At 45.9% G+C, this 16986-nt stretch carries 17 protein-coding genes; 9 read left to right on the top strand and 8 right to left on the bottom strand.

Going from position 1 to position 16986, the window contains the following annotated elements:
- Window positions 1-40 precede the first annotated feature (40 nt).
- From rbsK to rbsD, 5 genes are all read right to left on the bottom strand, one after another.
- A complete protein-coding gene (gene rbsK / locus EDI28_RS09510; protein WP_128783628.1) occupies window positions 41-958 on the bottom strand; it encodes a ribokinase in 918 nt (305 codons plus the stop codon).
- 161 nt (window positions 959-1119) lie between these two features.
- Entirely contained in the window at window positions 1120-1998 is an 879-nt protein-coding gene (gene rbsB / locus EDI28_RS09505) for a ribose ABC transporter substrate-binding protein RbsB (protein WP_128783627.1), read from the bottom strand.
- 83 nt (window positions 1999-2081) lie between these two features.
- Entirely contained in the window at window positions 2082-3065 is a 984-nt protein-coding gene (gene rbsC, locus EDI28_RS09500) for a ribose ABC transporter permease (RefSeq protein WP_128783626.1), read from the bottom strand.
- The gene (gene rbsA, locus EDI28_RS09495) at window positions 3062-4567 is read right to left on the bottom strand and encodes a ribose ABC transporter ATP-binding protein RbsA (protein WP_128783625.1); all 1506 of its coding nucleotides are present in this window, start codon (window positions 4565-4567) and stop codon (window positions 3062-3064) included. Before rbsA ends, rbsC begins: the two co-directional genes overlap by 4 nt.
- A gap of 35 nt (window positions 4568-4602) precedes the next feature.
- Window positions 4603-5022: a D-ribose pyranase gene (gene rbsD / locus EDI28_RS09490; RefSeq protein WP_128783624.1), complete on the bottom strand. Its 420-nt coding sequence runs from the start codon at window positions 5020-5022 to the stop codon at window positions 4603-4605.
- 401 nt (window positions 5023-5423) lie between these two features.
- On the opposite strand from rbsD, the gene EDI28_RS09485 reads away from it, so the two are divergent.
- Complete coding sequence (locus tag EDI28_RS09485) at window positions 5424-5669, top strand: hypothetical protein (RefSeq protein WP_128783623.1); 246 nt, start codon at window positions 5424-5426, stop codon at window positions 5667-5669.
- On the opposite strand, the gene EDI28_RS09480 is transcribed toward EDI28_RS09485, so the two are convergent.
- Complete coding sequence (locus EDI28_RS09480) at window positions 5666-6454, bottom strand: TOBE domain-containing protein (protein ID WP_233353332.1); 789 nt, start codon at window positions 6452-6454, stop codon at window positions 5666-5668. The genes EDI28_RS09485 and EDI28_RS09480 overlap by 4 nt on opposite strands.
- Before the next feature lie 161 nt (window positions 6455-6615).
- Here EDI28_RS09480 and EDI28_RS09475 point away from each other — a divergent pair, with 161 nt between their 5' ends.
- Both EDI28_RS09475 and def read left to right on the top strand, forming a co-directional pair.
- Complete coding sequence (locus tag EDI28_RS09475) at window positions 6616-6987, top strand: DsrE/DsrF/TusD sulfur relay family protein (protein WP_128783622.1); 372 nt, start codon at window positions 6616-6618, stop codon at window positions 6985-6987.
- A 74-nt stretch (window positions 6988-7061) separates the two neighbouring features.
- The gene (def, locus tag EDI28_RS09470) at window positions 7062-7565 is read left to right on the top strand and encodes a peptide deformylase (protein WP_128783621.1); all 504 of its coding nucleotides are present in this window, start codon (window positions 7062-7064) and stop codon (window positions 7563-7565) included.
- A gap of 91 nt (window positions 7566-7656) precedes the next feature.
- Here the strand turns inward: def and EDI28_RS09465 are convergent, their stop codons facing one another.
- Complete coding sequence (locus tag EDI28_RS09465) at window positions 7657-9132, bottom strand: oligopeptide:H+ symporter (protein WP_128783620.1); 1476 nt, start codon at window positions 9130-9132, stop codon at window positions 7657-7659.
- Between the two features lie 27 nt (window positions 9133-9159).
- Window positions 9160-10557, bottom strand: a complete 1398-nt coding sequence (locus EDI28_RS09460) for an aminopeptidase (protein ID WP_128783619.1) — start codon at window positions 10555-10557, stop codon at window positions 9160-9162.
- A 970-nt stretch (window positions 10558-11527) separates the two neighbouring features.
- Between EDI28_RS09460 and trxB the strand changes: the two genes are divergently transcribed.
- From trxB to grdD, 6 genes are all read left to right on the top strand, one after another.
- Window positions 11528-12739: a thioredoxin-disulfide reductase gene (gene trxB, locus EDI28_RS09455; protein WP_128783618.1), complete on the top strand. Its 1212-nt coding sequence runs from the start codon at window positions 11528-11530 to the stop codon at window positions 12737-12739.
- Between the two features lie 10 nt (window positions 12740-12749).
- A complete protein-coding gene (gene trxA / locus EDI28_RS09450; protein ID WP_128783617.1) occupies window positions 12750-13076 on the top strand; it encodes a thioredoxin TrxA in 327 nt (108 codons plus the stop codon).
- 169 nt (window positions 13077-13245) lie between these two features.
- Window positions 13246-13713, top strand: a complete 468-nt coding sequence (grdA, locus tag EDI28_RS09445; protein WP_128783616.1) for a glycine/sarcosine/betaine reductase complex selenoprotein A — start codon at window positions 13246-13248, stop codon at window positions 13711-13713.
- Window positions 13714-13727: 14 nt separating this feature from the next.
- Window positions 13728-14192 carry a glycine/sarcosine/betaine reductase complex selenoprotein A gene (grdA, locus tag EDI28_RS09440; protein WP_128783615.1) on the top strand — a complete coding sequence of 155 codons (465 nt, stop codon included), beginning with the start codon at window positions 13728-13730 and terminating at the stop codon, window positions 14190-14192.
- A gap of 72 nt (window positions 14193-14264) precedes the next feature.
- The gene (gene grdC / locus EDI28_RS09435; protein WP_128783614.1) at window positions 14265-15806 is read left to right on the top strand and encodes a glycine/sarcosine/betaine reductase complex component C subunit beta; all 1542 of its coding nucleotides are present in this window, start codon (window positions 14265-14267) and stop codon (window positions 15804-15806) included.
- Window positions 15807-15818: 12 nt separating this feature from the next.
- Window positions 15819-16979 carry a glycine/sarcosine/betaine reductase complex component C subunit alpha gene (gene grdD / locus EDI28_RS09430; RefSeq protein WP_128783613.1) on the top strand — a complete coding sequence of 387 codons (1161 nt, stop codon included), beginning with the start codon at window positions 15819-15821 and terminating at the stop codon, window positions 16977-16979.
- The last annotated feature ends 7 nt before the right edge of the window (window positions 16980-16986 follow it).

The raw sequence follows: 16986 nt of genomic DNA, 5'->3' as shown, positions 1-16986 counted from the left end.
CCAACAACAGAAGGGTTAGGCCATATAGGCGATTGACTTATTAGTGCTCTATTAGAAAGCGTTCCACTTCTCTACGGTGTGGAATGGAAGTCTGAGCACCCATACGTGTAACTGAAATTGCAGCGGCGGCATGAGCAAATCGAATCGCGGGTTCTAATGCTCGACCTTCCTGCATCGCGGTAAGTAGTGCGCCGTTGAAAGTATCGCCGGCTGCCGTTGTATCTTTCGCCTCGACGCGGAACCCAAGAACTTGTTGGCCTTCGCCATTTTGGCTGAACCATACCCCTTGACTGCCAAGCGTGATCATTACCTGTTTGATGCCTTTGCTATGCAGCACATCTGCTGCATGTTGTGCCGAGGCCATATCTTCTACTTTAACACCCGTCAGCAGTTCTGCTTCAGTTTCATTTGGTGTAATCATATCAACAAGTTGCAATAAGTCATCTGCTAATGGTTGCGCAGGGGCAGGATTGAGAACCACGCGTGTCCCTGACTGCTTGGCGACCTTGGCGGCTGCTTCAATGGTTTCGATTGGCGTTTCAAGCTGCATCAGCAGAGTATCGGCATTCTTAATAAGGTGATGGTGAGGTTCAATACGTGAAGGGCTGAGGCTGCCGTTGGCTTCTGCTGAAATACAAATACTGTTTTCACCCGTCGCAGCAACCTGGATCATAGCAATGCCTGTTGGCATGCCTTCTTCAATCATTACGGCTTCGGTGTTGATACCTTCTCTGGCAAATGCTTCACACATCTCGCGGCCAAAACTGTCATCACCGACACTGGCAATGAAGGCAATATCAGCGCCAAGACGCGCTGCTGCAACCGCCTGATTAGCCCCTTTGCCTCCGGGAATAACACAATAGCTGTGGCCATGTAACGTTTCTCCCGGGCGTGGGAAAGAGGCTACTTGCAATACATGGTCAGCATTCACGCTACCAAGAACAACTAATTTATTCATATCGGGACCTTTATAACTAACTGCCGTTTTTATCTGGCCAAAATGTATGGGTTAGCAGTGCGGTTTAAGCAGGGTGCTAAACGATAGACTCTGGTTCTTGCTATGGTAGGCGAGTATCGAGTTTCTAGGTACTAGTTTCTCGACACTCGCCACTATGTTTCTTATTGCGTAATTACTTTAAGCGGAACAGGAATGTTTGCTTCAACTTTCTCGCCTTTCAACATTTTATCAGCTGTCTCTACACCTAACGCACCGATCATATCTGGCTGCTGGGCAATAGTTGCGCCCAGAATTCCGCGCTTAACTGCGGCAATACCGTCGTCAGTACCATCGAAGCCAACGATCAGTACATCTTTGCCTGATGCCTGAACTGCGCGTAGGGCACCTAGCGCCATTTCATCGTTCTGAGCAAATACGGCCTGAACATCTGGGTTTGCAGCAAGCATGTTTTCCATCACGTTCAGACCTTTGGTACGGTCGAAGTCAGCAGGCTGGCTGGCAAGTAGGTTCATGCCATTTGCTTTAACGGCATTCATAAAGCCTTGACCGCGCTCACGGGCTGCAGATGTGCCTGCGATACCTTCTAGCTGGATAACGCGTGCTTTTTCACCCACTTTTTCCATGATGTACTTGCCCGCCATTTCGCCACCGGCAACATTGTCAGAAGCAATGTGGCTGACAACCTCACCACGGCTTGCACCACGGTCTAGCGTCAGAACAGGGATGTTTGAACGGTTAGCCATGCGAATGGCGTTAGAAACCGCATCGGAGTCTGTTGGGTTGATAAGAATTGCTTTCACACCGCGAACAGTAAGATCTTCGATGTTAGAAAGTTCTTTGCTTGGGTCGTTTTGTGAATCAAGAACAATAAGCTTATAGCCTAACTCTTGTGCTTTCGCCTCTGCACCTTCCTTCATGGTGACGAAGAATGGGTTATTTAGCGTTGATACAACCATTGCCATAGTGTCTTGCGCTGCAGCAGTAGTGCTGAATGAAGCAGACAATACAGCGGCAGAGATTAGGGTTGCTAACTTTTTCATTCTGTTTTCCTTTCTACATATGTCGGGTTGGTTGCGGGCAGAAGATACCGCCCGCGTTACTAGATATACCTAGCTACAGAGGGTTACTTATTTTTGTTATCTACCAAGACAGCAAGCAAAATTACCACTGCTTTTGCAATCATCTGGTAGTAGGACGATACGTCCAATAGGTTTAGTGCGTTATTTAGGAAGCCGATGATAAGAGCGCCAACGAGGGTACCCATAATTCGGCCTTTACCGCCAGCCAGGCTGGTGCCACCAAGAACGACAGCAGCAATCGCATCCAGTTCGTATCCCATACCGGCTGTAGGTTGTGCCGAAGAAAGACGAGAGGTAACGATGATGCCAGCTAAGGCTGCTAACAGGCCGCAGATTGCGTAGACGCCAATCTTGACGCGATCTACATTGATGCCCGAAAGACGAGTTGCTGATTCGTTGCCGCCTAGTGCGTAGACATAGCGGCCGAAGCGAGTGTGGTTCAGTACATACCAGATTGCTGCGAACACGATAACCATCAGCCAAATTGGAACTGGAATTCCCATTGCGTAACCAGTACCGAACCAGGCAAAGCTGTCTGCTACGTCAGTGAAACCTGTCGAAATCGGGCGACCATCGGTGTAGACCATAGTGACACCGCGAAGCAGAGTCATGGTAACCAAGGTTGCGATAAAGGCCTGTACCTTACCTTTGGCAATGATCACGCCACTGATTGCCCCTAGAGCCGCACCAGCCAACAACGCTGTTGGTACTGCTATGATTACCGGAATTTCCATTCCGATCATGGTTGCGGCAAAGGCACCACACAGGGCAAGCACTGAACCGACACTGAGGTCAATACCGGCAGTCAGGATAACCAGAGTCATACCTACTGCGATAATTGCATTCACCGAGGTTTGACGGAGGATGTTTAAAATGTTGTCGACGGTGAAGAAGTTCGGGTTAAGGAAAGACACCACCACGATAAGGAAAACCAACGCGATTAGTGATTTCTGTTCAATTAACCATTCTTTGGTAAATAGCTTGTTGCTACCAGTCTCTTGTGTTTTGGTCATAGCGTTGGTGCTCATGCTGCTACCTCGTTGATTTGTTTACCCACAGCGCAGGCTAGTAATTTTTCTTGGTCGGCTTCAGTGGCTATAAACTCACCGCTGATTTGTCCTTCATGCATGACCATGATGCGGTCACTCATACCAAGTACTTCAGGCATTTCCGAAGAGACAAGGATGATGCTCATTCCTTCGGCTTTAAATTGGTTGATTAACTGATAGATTTCTTTCTTTGCGCCGACATCGACACCTCGGGTCGGCTCGTCGAGGATCAGTACTTTCGGTCTGGTCATCAGGCCTTTGGCTATAGCCACTTTTTGCTGGTTACCACCAGACAGGTTGCCAATTATTTGATTGCGGCTTGGTGTTTTGATGTTGAAAAGGCGGATAAAGTCTTCAACAGCGGTGACTTCATCATAGTGTTTGAGCTGAATACCCTTGGACAGTTGGTCAAGCGAGCAAATAGACATGTTCTCTTTGACTGATAGTCCCAGAATCAGGCCGTCACCCTTACGATCTTCAGAAATATAGGCAATACCATTGGCAAGACCGTCTTGCGGGCTAATCGGGTTGATAGTTTTGCCATCAAGAATGATCTCACCAGACTCACGGGTGAGGGCTCCGTAAATCACTTTCATTAGTTCGGTTCGCCCGGCACCCATCAGGCCGGAAACACCAAGGATCTCACCGCGATCCAAGGTAAAGCTCACGTTGTTTACACCTGCACCAGAGAGATTTTTAACTTCGAGACAGGTGGTACCGTGCTTAACATCGATGCGCGGGTACTGTTCGTCCAGCCGGCGACCAACCATCATTTCAATCATGGTATCTTCGTCTATATCAGCGACCTGACGTTCGCCAATGAACTTACCGTCACGAAGCACCGTGATATCGTCACAGATCTCGAATATCTCTTTCAGGCGGTGTGAGATATAAACAATACCGCAGCCTTCTTCGCGTAGTTCATTGATTACCTTGAACAGTGATTCGGTTTCGGTATCCGTTAGGGCATCTGTCGGTTCATCCATAATGATGACCTGAGACTTAAATGACAATGCCTTGGCGATTTCTACCATTTGTTGTTCACCCAGACTTAGTTCACCCAGCAGCTGGCGCGAGCTGTGTTTGACATTCAGGCGGTTGAGCAGGGCATCAGCTTCACGGTACATCTCTGACCATTTGATACCACCGAAGGCATTAGTTTTTTCTCGGCCAAGGAAGATGTTCTCGGCAATAGTTAGTTCAGGGATCAGGTTGAGTTCCTGATGGATGATGCTGATACCTGCTTCCTGAGAGTGACGAGGACCGTTAAAGTTAACTTGTTCGCCCTGGTAGCGGATCTCGCCAGCATCCATTGCATAAATACCGGTGAGTGCCTTCATCAAGGTCGACTTACCTGCACCATTTTCACCCATCAAAGCCATCACTTTGCCCGGGTAGACATTGAGGCAAGCATTATCGAGCGCTTTTACACCCGGGAAAGCTTTCTCAATGCCTTTCAATTCTAATATTGGCTGTTTCATGTCAGTTCCTTGCAACTAAGCAGATGAGTAGGGTGTTAGAACACTACGCCGGACTGAAAAATCACATTGGCGTAAGGTGTACATTCACCAGTGCGGATCACCGTTTTGCTATTTTTAGTATGAACTTTGAATGCCTCGTGGCTGACATAGGAGATATTGATTGGTTTTCCGCACAGTATTTCTTCGTTGCGGATGAGTTCAATCAGAGCCTGATGGTGATCGGGACTTACCTGCTGAAACTCTTCAGCCATCACAACCCCTTCAATTTGCATTTCGCCAAGAACTGCTTTTACGGTATCGATAAAAGTGGGTACACCAGGAATAAGTGCAAGATCGATACGTTGTGTTTCGTCAGGAATAGGTAGCCCTGCATCGCAGATAGTAACTTCGTCGGTGTGACCTAGGGTTGCGACGATGTAAGACAATTCAGCATTGATGAGTGCGCTTTTTTTCATGGGTTGCACCTTATTAATTCATGGTGGTGATGCGTTTGTTCTCGCCAGCCTTGGTTTTTCTTTCCTTGCTGTTTTTTTATACATCGAAACGTTTACGCAAACGTTTCGATGGCTGTAAATGTAGAGCGAAACGTTTCGATGCGCACCAGTAAAGATAGCAAAGTGTGACTTGGGTCAGAACAAATATGCTTTTTGTGAATAAATAGAGGGACTGATCACATCAAAAAGATGTAATTTCATATCGTTGAGATATGGATTTTAAGCGCTGTTTTTTTATGATGAATGGTTTGTGTAAGGATTGTGTAATTTAATGCAAATAATGTCGGAATGCTTTGAATTAGGAGCAGAAAAAGACTTATCATTTAATTCTGCATGTATTCTACTGAGGTATGACGTCTGATATGTCACTTTCGGCAGTGAACTTCTTACCATTCACTTTATTGCTAGCGCCAATATCGGTGTTTTTGTTGTGGCTGGCATTGAAAAAGAAAAAAGTTTGGCTGATTAGGCTCGCTCTTGTTGGTTTGGTATTAGCTGTGTTGCTACTGGTGGTTTTCCAGTATTTGGATTACAAGCATTTTGAAAACTGCCTGTTACAGGGGGCTAATTACGGTGTGTTCCGCGGCACTTGTATTCAGTTCGATTAACATAAAGTTGCAATGATAACCTGAGATGAGGAAAAACAGGCCAGCGCTTTGCTACCCAAGCCTAAGCGATTGAAATCATTTTCATCTTTGTGGATAAGAGCGCAGATTTCATCATTTCCTTCAAGTTTTACTGACACTTCAGCAGAACTGTCGCCATGTTGAATATCCAGCACAGTGCCTTGAAGCTGGTTATCGAGTTGCTGATCTTCAGGAGGCTCACAGTAAACTTGAATCGCAGGCCCTTTAACCAAAGCGACAACGTCTTTGCCAATAGTCAGCTGTAATCGCATGGTGCTGCCATGGGTAATTGTTGCGATAACTTGTTGTCCATTTTGCAGGCTGATGAAAATACGATCATGCAACGCATGGTTTTCGATGCCGCTGATGGTGCCAAAAAACTGGTTTCTTGCGCTGGTTTGTAATGAGAATTTAGCCATAACACCAAGCAGGCTGTGAAGTGGGGCATCCTTGTCATTTAGCGCCTGAAGCCCCATATTCTGGATAGTGTCCAGCAGATCATACATTTGGATAATGCGCTGACCGAAATGGGTTAGTGAAGCGCCGCCGCCACCTTTGCCTCCTTTTTCACTGGTGATCAGCGGTGTTTCCGAACGCGTATTCATATCTTTGATAGCGTCATAGGCGGCTTTATAGCTGATTCCTGCCAGTTTGGCCCCCTTGCTTATTGAGCCTGTTTGCCGGACTGCCTTAAGCAATGCAACACGGCGAGGGTTGGCAAAGAGCTTTCCATTTTCGGAAAGGGTGAGCAGCGCGTCGAAATCCATAATTGTAGATCCTGTGTGAGCGAAAAATAGAGCTAAATCATGAGTGTAACTGCACAATTGGCGTAGAGTATAGCGGATTATTCTTTCAGGCATAAGGTTGCCTGAGCATTCACCAGAACATAACCCAGAACATAACCCAGAACATAACCCAGGACATAACGATGTTAGACAAACCCAAACAGACTTTGTTATTTATTCTTAATGATGCCCCCTACGGCTCAGAACGCTCATTCAACGGTTTGAGACTGGCAATTAACCTCAATGAGCAAGATAGGGCCAAGACACAGATAAAAGTATTCCTAATGTCGGATGCAGTTGCCTGTGCTCTTGTCAAGCAAGTTCCCGCTGAAGGGTATAATGTTCAGCAGATGATAGAAATTCTATTGGCACAAGGTGCTGAAGTGAGGTTATGCAAGACGTGTACGGATGCTCGAGGACTAACCCATTTGCCACTTATTGAAGGGGCTGAAATAGGAACATTGGATGATTTGGCGCAATGGACGCTTGCAGCAGATAAAGTTGTTAGCTTCTAGCTTTGCGAGCATTGCGGTTCAAGATATGTAATTATCTTACGTTATAGCACTTAATAGCGATAGTTCGAGGACAAATGGCAATATTAGAAATACTGACTGTTCCAAACGAAAAGTTGAAACTTAAAGCATCTGATGTGGTAGATATCGAGGCTGTTCAACCGTTAATAGACGATATGCTTGAGACCATGTACAGCACTGATAATGGTATTGGTCTGGCTGCAACCCAAGTAGGTAGCACTGAGGCTATCGTTGTAATCGATATTTCGGAGTCTCGGAAAGAACCGTTAGTTCTGGTTAACCCAAAAGTTGAAAGCGGGGAATACAAGGCGACAGGGCAAGAAGGTTGTCTGTCGGTACCTGGGTATTATGCCGATATCGAGCGATTTACCAAGGTTACGGTTTCAGCTCTAGATCGGAGCGGAAAGGAGATTACGATTGAAAGTGATGGATTTTTAGCAATTGCTATGCAGCATGAAATTGATCACCTTAAGGGGCAATTGTTTATCGATTATCTTTCTCCGTTAAAAAAACAGATGGCGCTTAAGAAAGTTAAGAAACATATTAAAATAAATGCGTAGAGCAAGACGTATCTTTGATAGGTAAGACAAGAAAAAGCGAGAGCCAATAGCAGCTCTCGCTTTTTGATTTAGCCAACTTTACGTTTGTGCATTAAGCAGTTTGTAGATCTTCTTTTTGTTGTTCTTCTGTGTCGCTTTCAATCAGTTTGTTCAGGCGAGGAGCTAAGATAACACAGACTATACCGACGATAGTGGAAGCAACAGCCAGGGCGAAGAAGTAATTACCGTAGGATACTAAGCTTTCTACCGGAGTCATTTCGACTTCGCCAGATGAAGATAGCCCTGCAACCCAAGCCCCTGCAACAGAAGCGATGGCTAATGTCATGTTCCATGCACCGTAGATGAAACCACGGATGCGGCTTGGGAACAGTTTGGCGATTGCCGATAGACCCAAAGCAGAGATAAGCAGTTCGCCAATAGCAAACAAGAAGTGAGGCGCTGCAATCCAGAATGGATTTAGCATTCCTTTTTCGTCGCCGAAGTATTGTGAGAAACCTGCGCAGGCAAATGCAGCCGCACAAATAAGCATACCCAGAGCGAACTTACCCGGCATCGACAAGTCTTTGCCTTTTTCGCCCAGTGTCGTATATATATGAGCAAGAATAGGGCTAAGGAAGATAACCCACATCGGGTTCAGAGACTGATAGGATACGGGGTTGACTGCAATACCAAATACTTCAGGTACAATGTTATTGATTGCAAAGAAGTTCAGTGACGTTGGCATCTGGTTGTATAGGATAAAGAATGCCAGTGCCTGCCCCATCAATACCAACCCAACAACCATACGTTTGCGGCTGGTTGGTTTTTCTTTCTTCATTTCCTTTGTTATTAGGAACAAGATAGTCAGAGCCGCTATTGCCAAGACAAACTGTGCCAGCGGCAAGTTGGTGAGCAAGTAGCTAGCTGCAGCAACCGCAAGTAGTGCTCCTGACAGGAACAGGCTGTTGGTCTTGAATGGAACCGCACGTTTGTCGGCTTCAGTTGCCTGCTTGATTTTCTTGTTAAGAAGTAAGTATGTCACCACGTTGACGGTCATACCGACGGCAGACAAGATGAAGGCCGATGTCCAGCCGATGCTATATGCCATGATTGGCGCGCCCAGTTGAGCGAGGAATGCACCAATGTTGTTGACCATATAGAACAGGGTGTAAGCACCATCAAGGCGAGGGTCGTTTTTATCGTATGAAGCGGCAATAATAGTAGGAGGAGCCACACTACCAATACCACGACCTACTGCGACGGTACCCAAACCAATAAAGACAAAATGCGGTTGAGCCGTTACCGCGGAATAGGCAATGATAAAATAACCTAGACCTTGGAAGAAAAAGCCCCAAGCAAGAGTCCGCTTGGCGCCAAGAACTTTATCTGCAAGCCAGCCACCGACAAACAGCATAGCGGCACCCAGTGCGGCAAAAGCACCAAATGTTGCAAATGAGGTTTTTTGATCGATACCTAACTCTTCACCGAGGAATACCGGCAAGATAGCCCATAGGCTATAGAAAGATAGTGCCCACCAGAACTGGCATGAACATAGAATGTAAAAGGTCAACGGATGACGTTTTTTCATGACTTACTCTCCATTAGTACTGGGATGCTACAATTTTTGGGTGTAGAACGTTTTATAGGCACGGTACAGCTCGTAGATATCGAATTTAGAGGAAAGTTCGAATGGCGAGTGCATTGACAGCAAGGCAGCACCTGCATCAATTGTATTGATGCCATAATGTGCGAGGTATTTGGCTACCGTACCACCGCCCCCTTCGTCTACTTTGCCAAGCAGGCCTGTTTGCCAAGTAATTTCATGGTCGTCGAAGATGCGGCGCAGTGCTGCAACATATTCGGCATCGGCGTCATTCGATCCTGCCTTACCGCCATGACCGGTATACTTGGTCAGTACTAAGCCATAGCCTAGCTTGGAGGCATTTTGCGCATCATGTACAGATTCAAACAGCGGGTTGAGACCAGCGTTAACATCTGAAGACAAGGCATAGGATTGCCATAGGCAGCGACGTAGCATTTGATCGTTATAGTTACCGTCTGACTGACGGATCAATAATTCGCCGGTAAAGAATTCAAGGTAGCGTGACTCAAGGCCTGTAGCGCCTGAAGACCCAATTTCTTCTTTATCAACGAGGAAGCAGACTGCAGTTTGCTCAGGGGTTGGAATATCCAGAATGGCTTCGAGTGAAGTGTAGGCACAGATACGATCGTCCTGGCCATAGGCCCCAACCAATCCCTGATCAATACCTACGTCGCGCGCATCGCCAGCAGGCACCAGCATTAGCTCGGCTGAGATAAAATCAGGTTCAGAGATCTCATATTTCTCGTGAAGCTTAATGAGGATATGCTGTTTGACCTTGTCTTTAATTTTGTCGTCATCAAAAGCCATTGGTACGGAGCCGACGATGATCTGTAGCTCTTCACCTTTCAGTACTTCTGCAGCAGTACGCTCGCGCTGAACTTTTTTATCCAGATGCGGCAGCAGATCAGGAATGGTGAAAACAGGGTCTTGAGGATCTTCGCCGATAACAATATCGACGCTACGGCCCGATTTTGTGACGACGATACCGTGTAAGGCTAGAGGGCGAGATGCCCATTGGTATTTTTTGATGCCGCCATAATAGTGAGTACGCATTAGTGCAAGCTCACTTTTCTCGTACAGTGGATTTGGTTTTAGATCGAGGCGAGGGGAATCAATATGAGAAACGACGTAACGAATACCTTCGCGAATAGGACGCTTGCCAACAACGGTTAATACAACGTTCTTGTTGCGATTGATGAAATAGACTTTATCCCCAGCGACTAATTGTTCAAACTCTTCAATAGGGCGGAAGCCATGCTGTTCAGCTTCAGCTATTGATGCTTTCACGCATTGGCGTTCTGTTTTTCCTGCATTGAGAAAATGTTTATAGTCTTCACAGAAATGATTGATCTCATCGATTCGGTTATTTTTAAGATTGAGCCAACCATTAGTGTAGTGCAGTGTATCCATTGCGTAACTCCAAATGTCTATGTGAACTTCGAAGCGGAGACTATCATTCTATTAAATAAGGTTTTTGTGAGCATTATCCTCTTATCACTCAAAACATATTGGGCGGGTTTCGCTATTTCGCTGAGTATTTTGAGTCATTAGTTCGTATTGTTGCTCTTTTTGGCGATACAAACCTGAAAATCAAACGAACTGATTGTTTAGTTAACTTTAAACCCTGAGGCTCGTATTGTTACTGATGCTTCTATGTATTAAATATATTGATAGTAAATAAATTTAAATCATATTTACTCGATAAATCATAATAATTTGCGCCTAAAATTTAATCACAAGGTTGGTGTCAACTTCATGTGCAACTAGTGCACTATATTTTTTTGCGTCAATCATTAGTTATTCTAATGGTAAAGGTTATTTGTCAGCTTTGTTAAAATTTATAAAATGTTGGTAGTTAAAGTGTCATATCATAGAAAATTGATGGAATTTGACACCATATGGGTATGGAATTTCCTATAGTGTAACAGTATTTCCTGTTTTAATTGCTTTTGGTAATAAAAAGCAATCCCGTTATGCACTGCGTTTATTGTTGAATATGATCTATGTATCATTAGCAGTTCTATTTCAGTGTTTTATCCTGTAATTGGGTCTTGCTCACAAAAAAATAAACATTACTAATTATAATCGCCTTCAAGTTGTTAAGGAATAAGAGACCATCTCTAATATAAAGGAAAACAGTAAATTCATTATTTATATAGAGATCGTCGTTCCTTTTACTATCAAATTTAAAATGTAGAGAATGAAATTTAGTTATCTCGCATTGTTCGTATTAACCGTAGGGCTTATTAAGCTTGCGTCGGAAACTGATTTATTTTGATGTGCCATAGATATTCGCAATATTTATTCAAGGTGAAATAAGCACTAAGAATTGTTCGAAGTTAATGGCATGTGGTAGTGAAAATACAAATCGGTGAAAAATATGTCAGAACTATACGATGTCATCATTATTGGTGGCGGCTCGGGCGGTATGTCAGCAGGTGTCTATGCAGCTCGCGGCAAAATGAAAACGCTAATTATTGAAGAGAAGCGTAATACCGGTGGTCAGGCGGCAACGACCAGTGAGATGGAAAACTATCCAGGGATCCTTGAAGCTACGGGCCCACAGTTAATGGATATGTTCCGTGCACACTGTAATAAATTTGGTGTTGAGTTCGCTAAAGGGTTAGTCACTGAGATCAGTCTCGCTGAAGACGGGTTTATCAAAACCCTGAAAACCAATAAAGGCGAAGAGTACCAGACCAAGAGCGTTATTGTTGCAACAGGTGCGACACCACGAATCCTAGGTATTAAGGGTGAATCTGAATTCCGAGGCAAAGGTGTTTCTTACTGTGCAACCTGTGATGCAGACTTCTATGAAGACTTGGATGTAGTGGTTGTTGGTTCAGGCAATACAGCGGTTGAAGAATCAGTATTCCTAACCAAGTTTGTCAACAAAGTTACCATGATTGTTCTGCATGAGCAGGGCATCCTGGATGCTGACCGTACCGCACAAGAGCAAGCTTTCTCGAACGATAAAATTGAGTTTGTCTGGAACTCTGTCGTGGAAGAAATTACAGGTGATGACCTCGTGGGCGGCGTGAAGCTGAAGAACCTAAAAACGAGTGAAATCAGCGAGATGTCAGCTGATGGTGTCTTTATGTTTGTTGGTACCGTGCCAAAAACAGACTTTATCAAAGGTTTGGTTGCACTGACACCACAGGGTTATGTACTGACTAACGAGAAGCAGGAAACCAACGTTCCGGGTATTTTCTCGGTCGGTGATGTAACAGATAAATTCCTTCGTCAGGTAGTGACGGCAGCCGGTGACGGCGCAGTCGCAGCAGTTGCTGCAGACCGTTATATCGAAGAAGAAGAGAACTGGCGTAAGTCTGTTGCTGAATTTGGTGGTACGGCAATGGTGGCATTCTGGAACCCGCTGAGCAAAGAAAGCTTAGAAGTGATTAACCAGCTTGAACAAAACTGCAAAGATAATCCTGATCAGCGCGTTGTTACTATTGATACGTACAAGAGCCAGAACATTGCCAATCGCTTCGATGTTACCGAAGTACCCGTAGTAATCCGATTTGACGCTGGGCAGGAAGCCAAGCGAGTAGATGTGAAGGATATCGCTGAGTTAGAAACTCTGTATTAAGGGAAAAGCAATGATCGAATTGAACAAAGAAAATTTCGATGCTGAAGTTAACGTTGACGGTGTTGTTTTGGTGGATTTCTGGAGCGAAAACTGCGGCCGTTGTATTGAGCTAATGCCTGATGTGATGGAACTTGCTGAGAAATATGGCAGTGAAATCAAATTCTGCAAGCTGAATATTCAGGGTAACCGCCGTTTGGCTATGGCACAAAAAGTGATGGGCTTGCCTTCATTTGTGTTCTACAAGAATGGTGAAAAAATTGAACATCTTTCTGGCGAAGAGCTAGAAATGGAAGATGTAGCACAGCGAGTAGAAAGCTACATTGGTGTCGGCGCTTAATAAGCGACGGTACGAGCACTTAAAGAATTTGTATTGAATAGGTTTTTTAACCTGTTGAACAAATAGTAAAAACAATGTTTCGACGAGGAACTGCGTTTTTAATAAAACATGTTGTACCAGTCAACTGGCAACAACATAACCTTAGTAATCTGTACCCTTGGAGTGAACAATGCTCAAAGATAAGAAAGTTATTATCTTGGGAGACAGAGACGGTGTACCAGGACAAGCTATTGAAGCTTGTATCAAGACTGCTGGCGCACATGTTCTTTTCTCTACAACTGAGTGTTTCGTCTGAACCAGCGCAGGTGCTATGGATCTGGAAAACCAGAAGAGGATCAAAGGTTTTGCTGACGAGTTCGGCCCAGAGAATCTGGTAGTCGTACTTGGTGGTGCTGAAGCTGAAGCTTCGGGCCTAGCATGTGAAACCGTAACAAACGGCGATCCTACTTTTGCCGGTCCATTAGCCGGAGTCCAGTTAGGACTCTCTTGTTATCATGTGGTTGAGCCGGAAATTAAAGATAATGTGGATTCTGCTGTCTATGACGAGCAGATAAGCATGATGGAAATGGTACTTGACGTCGATGCCATCGTGGCAGAGGTCAAAGAGTATCGTGAGCAATTCGGAAAGTATGTTTAATCGGGAGAAAGATTGTGTTCGCTAATAAAACAGTGATCATTCTTGGAGACCGCGATGGCGTACCTGGTCAGGCAATCGAAGCTTGCATGAAGACCACAGGTGCTCACGTTGCTTTCTCTACTACAGAATGTTTCGTCTGAACAAGCGCAGGCGCAATGGATCTTGAGAACCAAAAGCGGATTAAAACCCTTGCTGAGGAAAAAGGCGCAGAGAATCTAGTTGTGATTCTTGGCGGCGCAGAAGCAGAAGCTTCTGGCCTGGCATGTGAAACCGTCACCACCGGCGATCCGACTTTTGCAGGACCATTGGCGGGAGTCCAGTTAGGACTTTCTTGTTATCACGTGGTTGAAGACGAAGTAAAAGAAGCCGTCGATCCAGCTGTCTATGAAGAACAGGTCGGAATGATGGAAATGGTACTTGATGTCGATGCGATTAAAGCGGAAATGCAACAATACCGCAGCGAAACTGCATTAGCATAAGTATATCTCAATGCTGGTTCGGGTCAGACTCCTGGCTCGAACCTACTATCCGGCTCGGATGCAGGAGTAACAATGGGATACGCAGTAATTAAAGGTGTGAGCTACATGCTCGCCCATACCCCAGATGTATTGATTCAACATGGTTCGGTACAAGTGCAGTCTCGGGCAAAAGACCCGGCAGACAGCTACTTACAGCAGCTAAAAGACCACCTACGTCCATTCGAAGAAGTGGTTTCTTACCCAGCTAACCAATGTTATATCGGTAACTTGACCCCACAACAGTTGGCAGATATTCCCCAGCCATGGTTTGAGAATAAAGAATATACTTCTCACGAAGGCAAGTACGGCGAAATCTATAACCAAGCCCAGTTTTACGCCATGTTGAATCACGTAGACGTGTTCAACCTGGTTCATCTTACTCAAGAATTTATCGACACCTATCAATCAACGGCTGGTCAACATGCCCTATATGGCGATGTTGACTTGTTTGCCGGCCATCAGCTTATCACCAAAGATGAGATCCTGGCACTGGTTGAAAATCATCAGGCGGAAGTGCTGATGATGAACGGTGAGTTGGTCGGTTGTGTAAAAGCCGCCCACGATGAAGATGAAAACCTGTCAGCTCACATCATGCTCGAGAACTTGTGTACCAAGGCATCAGGCGTGATGGCGGCAATGAACCTGAAGCAACAGGGCATTGAGCTAGACAAGGTCGATTATCTTATCGAATGTTCAGAAGAAGCATGCGGTGATATCAACCAGCGTGGTGGTGGTAACTTTGCCAAGGCGATTGGTGAGGTCATTGGGTGTAACAGCGCAACGGGTTCGGATGTTCGTGGTTTCTGTGCCGCACCAGCTCATGCTATGACACTGGCTGCTGCTCTTGTTAAATCAGGCATATTCAAGAACGTTATGGTTGTCGCTGGTGGTGCTGTTGCAAAACTAGGCATGAACGGCCGTGACCATGTTAAAAATAACATGCCGGTACTGGAAGATTGTCTGGCTGGCTTTGCTTGTATGGTGACAGAAAACGACGGTATCAGCCCTGAAATCAATACTGATATCGTTGGTCGCCATCAGATCGGTACCGGCTCTTCCCCTCAGGCTGTTATGACTGCACTGATTGCCACCCCGCTGAAAAATGCCGGAATGGCGATGACAGATATTGATAAATACTCTGTCGAGATGCAGAACCCTGAAATTACCAAGCCTGCCGGCGCAGGTAACGTACCAGAGTCAAACTACAAAATGATTGCGGCATTGGCTGTTAAAGAAGGCCAGCTTGAGCGTACTCAGCTACCTGCCTTTGTTGAAAAACATGGTATGACAGGCTTTGCACCGACTCAGGGCCACATTCCGTCGGGTGTTCCATTCCTTGGCTTTGGCCGTGAAATGATCATCAACGGTGACATCAACAACTTCATGATGGTAGGTAAGGGCAGCTTGTTCCTTGGCCGTATGACCAACCTGTTTGATGGTCTGAGCTTTGTCGTTCAGAAGAACAGCGGAAAGCAGGAAGAAGTGTTTGATGAGACTCAGGTCAAGCAGGTTGTTGCCCAGGCAATGCGTGATGTGGCTGAGAACTTGCTTAATCGCGAACCGCGTGAGCAGTAATCGGAGGTTGCTATGAACATCAATCAACAACTGTCCGACACCTTCAATGCAATGGCTGATGGCCTGCTGAGTGGTCAGTTTGGCAAAAAGATCCGCATTGCTCTGACACTGGTTGGCAGTGAGCACGGTCCCCAGGAACTTCTTCGAGGCGCAGAACTGGTTGCACGTCAGTATAGCGATATCGAGCCAGTACTGATTGGTTGCGAAGGCCCTGAATGTGGATTCGAATGCTATCCGGCAGCAGATTTGCATGAATGTCACAAGGTGATGGAAGCGCTGTTTGCTGACAAAAAAATTGATGGCTGCGTGACTTTGCATTATGCATTCCCGTTAGGGGTGAGCACCATGGGTAAAGTGGTGACACCTGGGGTTGGTCGTGAAATGATCATCGCATCAACAACGGGAACAACTGACACTAACCGACAGGCGGCGCTGCTGAAAAATACCATTTACGGTATTGCACTGGCAAAAGCCAGCGGTATCGAAAAGCCGACTGTTGGGGTGTTGAATATCGATGGTGCGGCATTGTGCGAGCGAAGCTTGCGCGAGCTGGCCGATGCTGGTTACGACATTCATTTTGCCCAGTCAGGCCGTGCCGACGGTGGGATAGCCATGCGAGGCAATGATTTGCTGCAAGGTACTCCTGATGTCATGGTGACAGATAGCCTGACCGGTAACCTACTCATGAAAATGTTCTCCTCATTCACGACTGGCGGTAGCTATGAAGCATCAGGCTTCGGTTACGGGCCGGGATTGGGTGAGGGCGCTTCCGACAAGCTGGTAAATATCATTTCAAGAGCCTCTGGCGCCCCTGTTGTAGCAGGTGCGATGAGACTGTGTGCTGATGCAGCGAAAGGGAGTGTCATGAAGCGAGTCGACGAAGAGTGGGAAGCGGCGTCTTTGGCGGGGCTGAACAGTGTGCTGGCCAAGTATCGCCAGCCTAAGCAACCCGCTGAAGCCAAGGCTGAAGTGACTGCGCCTCCGGAGAAAGTGACAGATGCAGAGATTGGCGGTATCGACATCCTTGAGATCGAAGATGCATGCCAGGTGCTGTGGAAAGCCAATATTTTTGCCCGTACTGGGATGGGTTGTACTGGCCCGATAGTGTTGGTCGCAAGAGATGATTTGGAGCAGGCTCGGACGCAATTGACTGAAACGAAATATATCGGTTGATTGTGAC

It is taken from the genome of Photobacterium chitinilyticum (genome assembly GCF_004104355.1).
Taxonomy (GTDB): domain Bacteria; phylum Pseudomonadota; class Gammaproteobacteria; order Enterobacterales; family Vibrionaceae; genus Photobacterium; species Photobacterium chitinilyticum.
The sequence above is the reverse complement of the archived record's forward strand: the minus strand, read 5'-3'. Positions and strand labels throughout refer to the sequence as shown.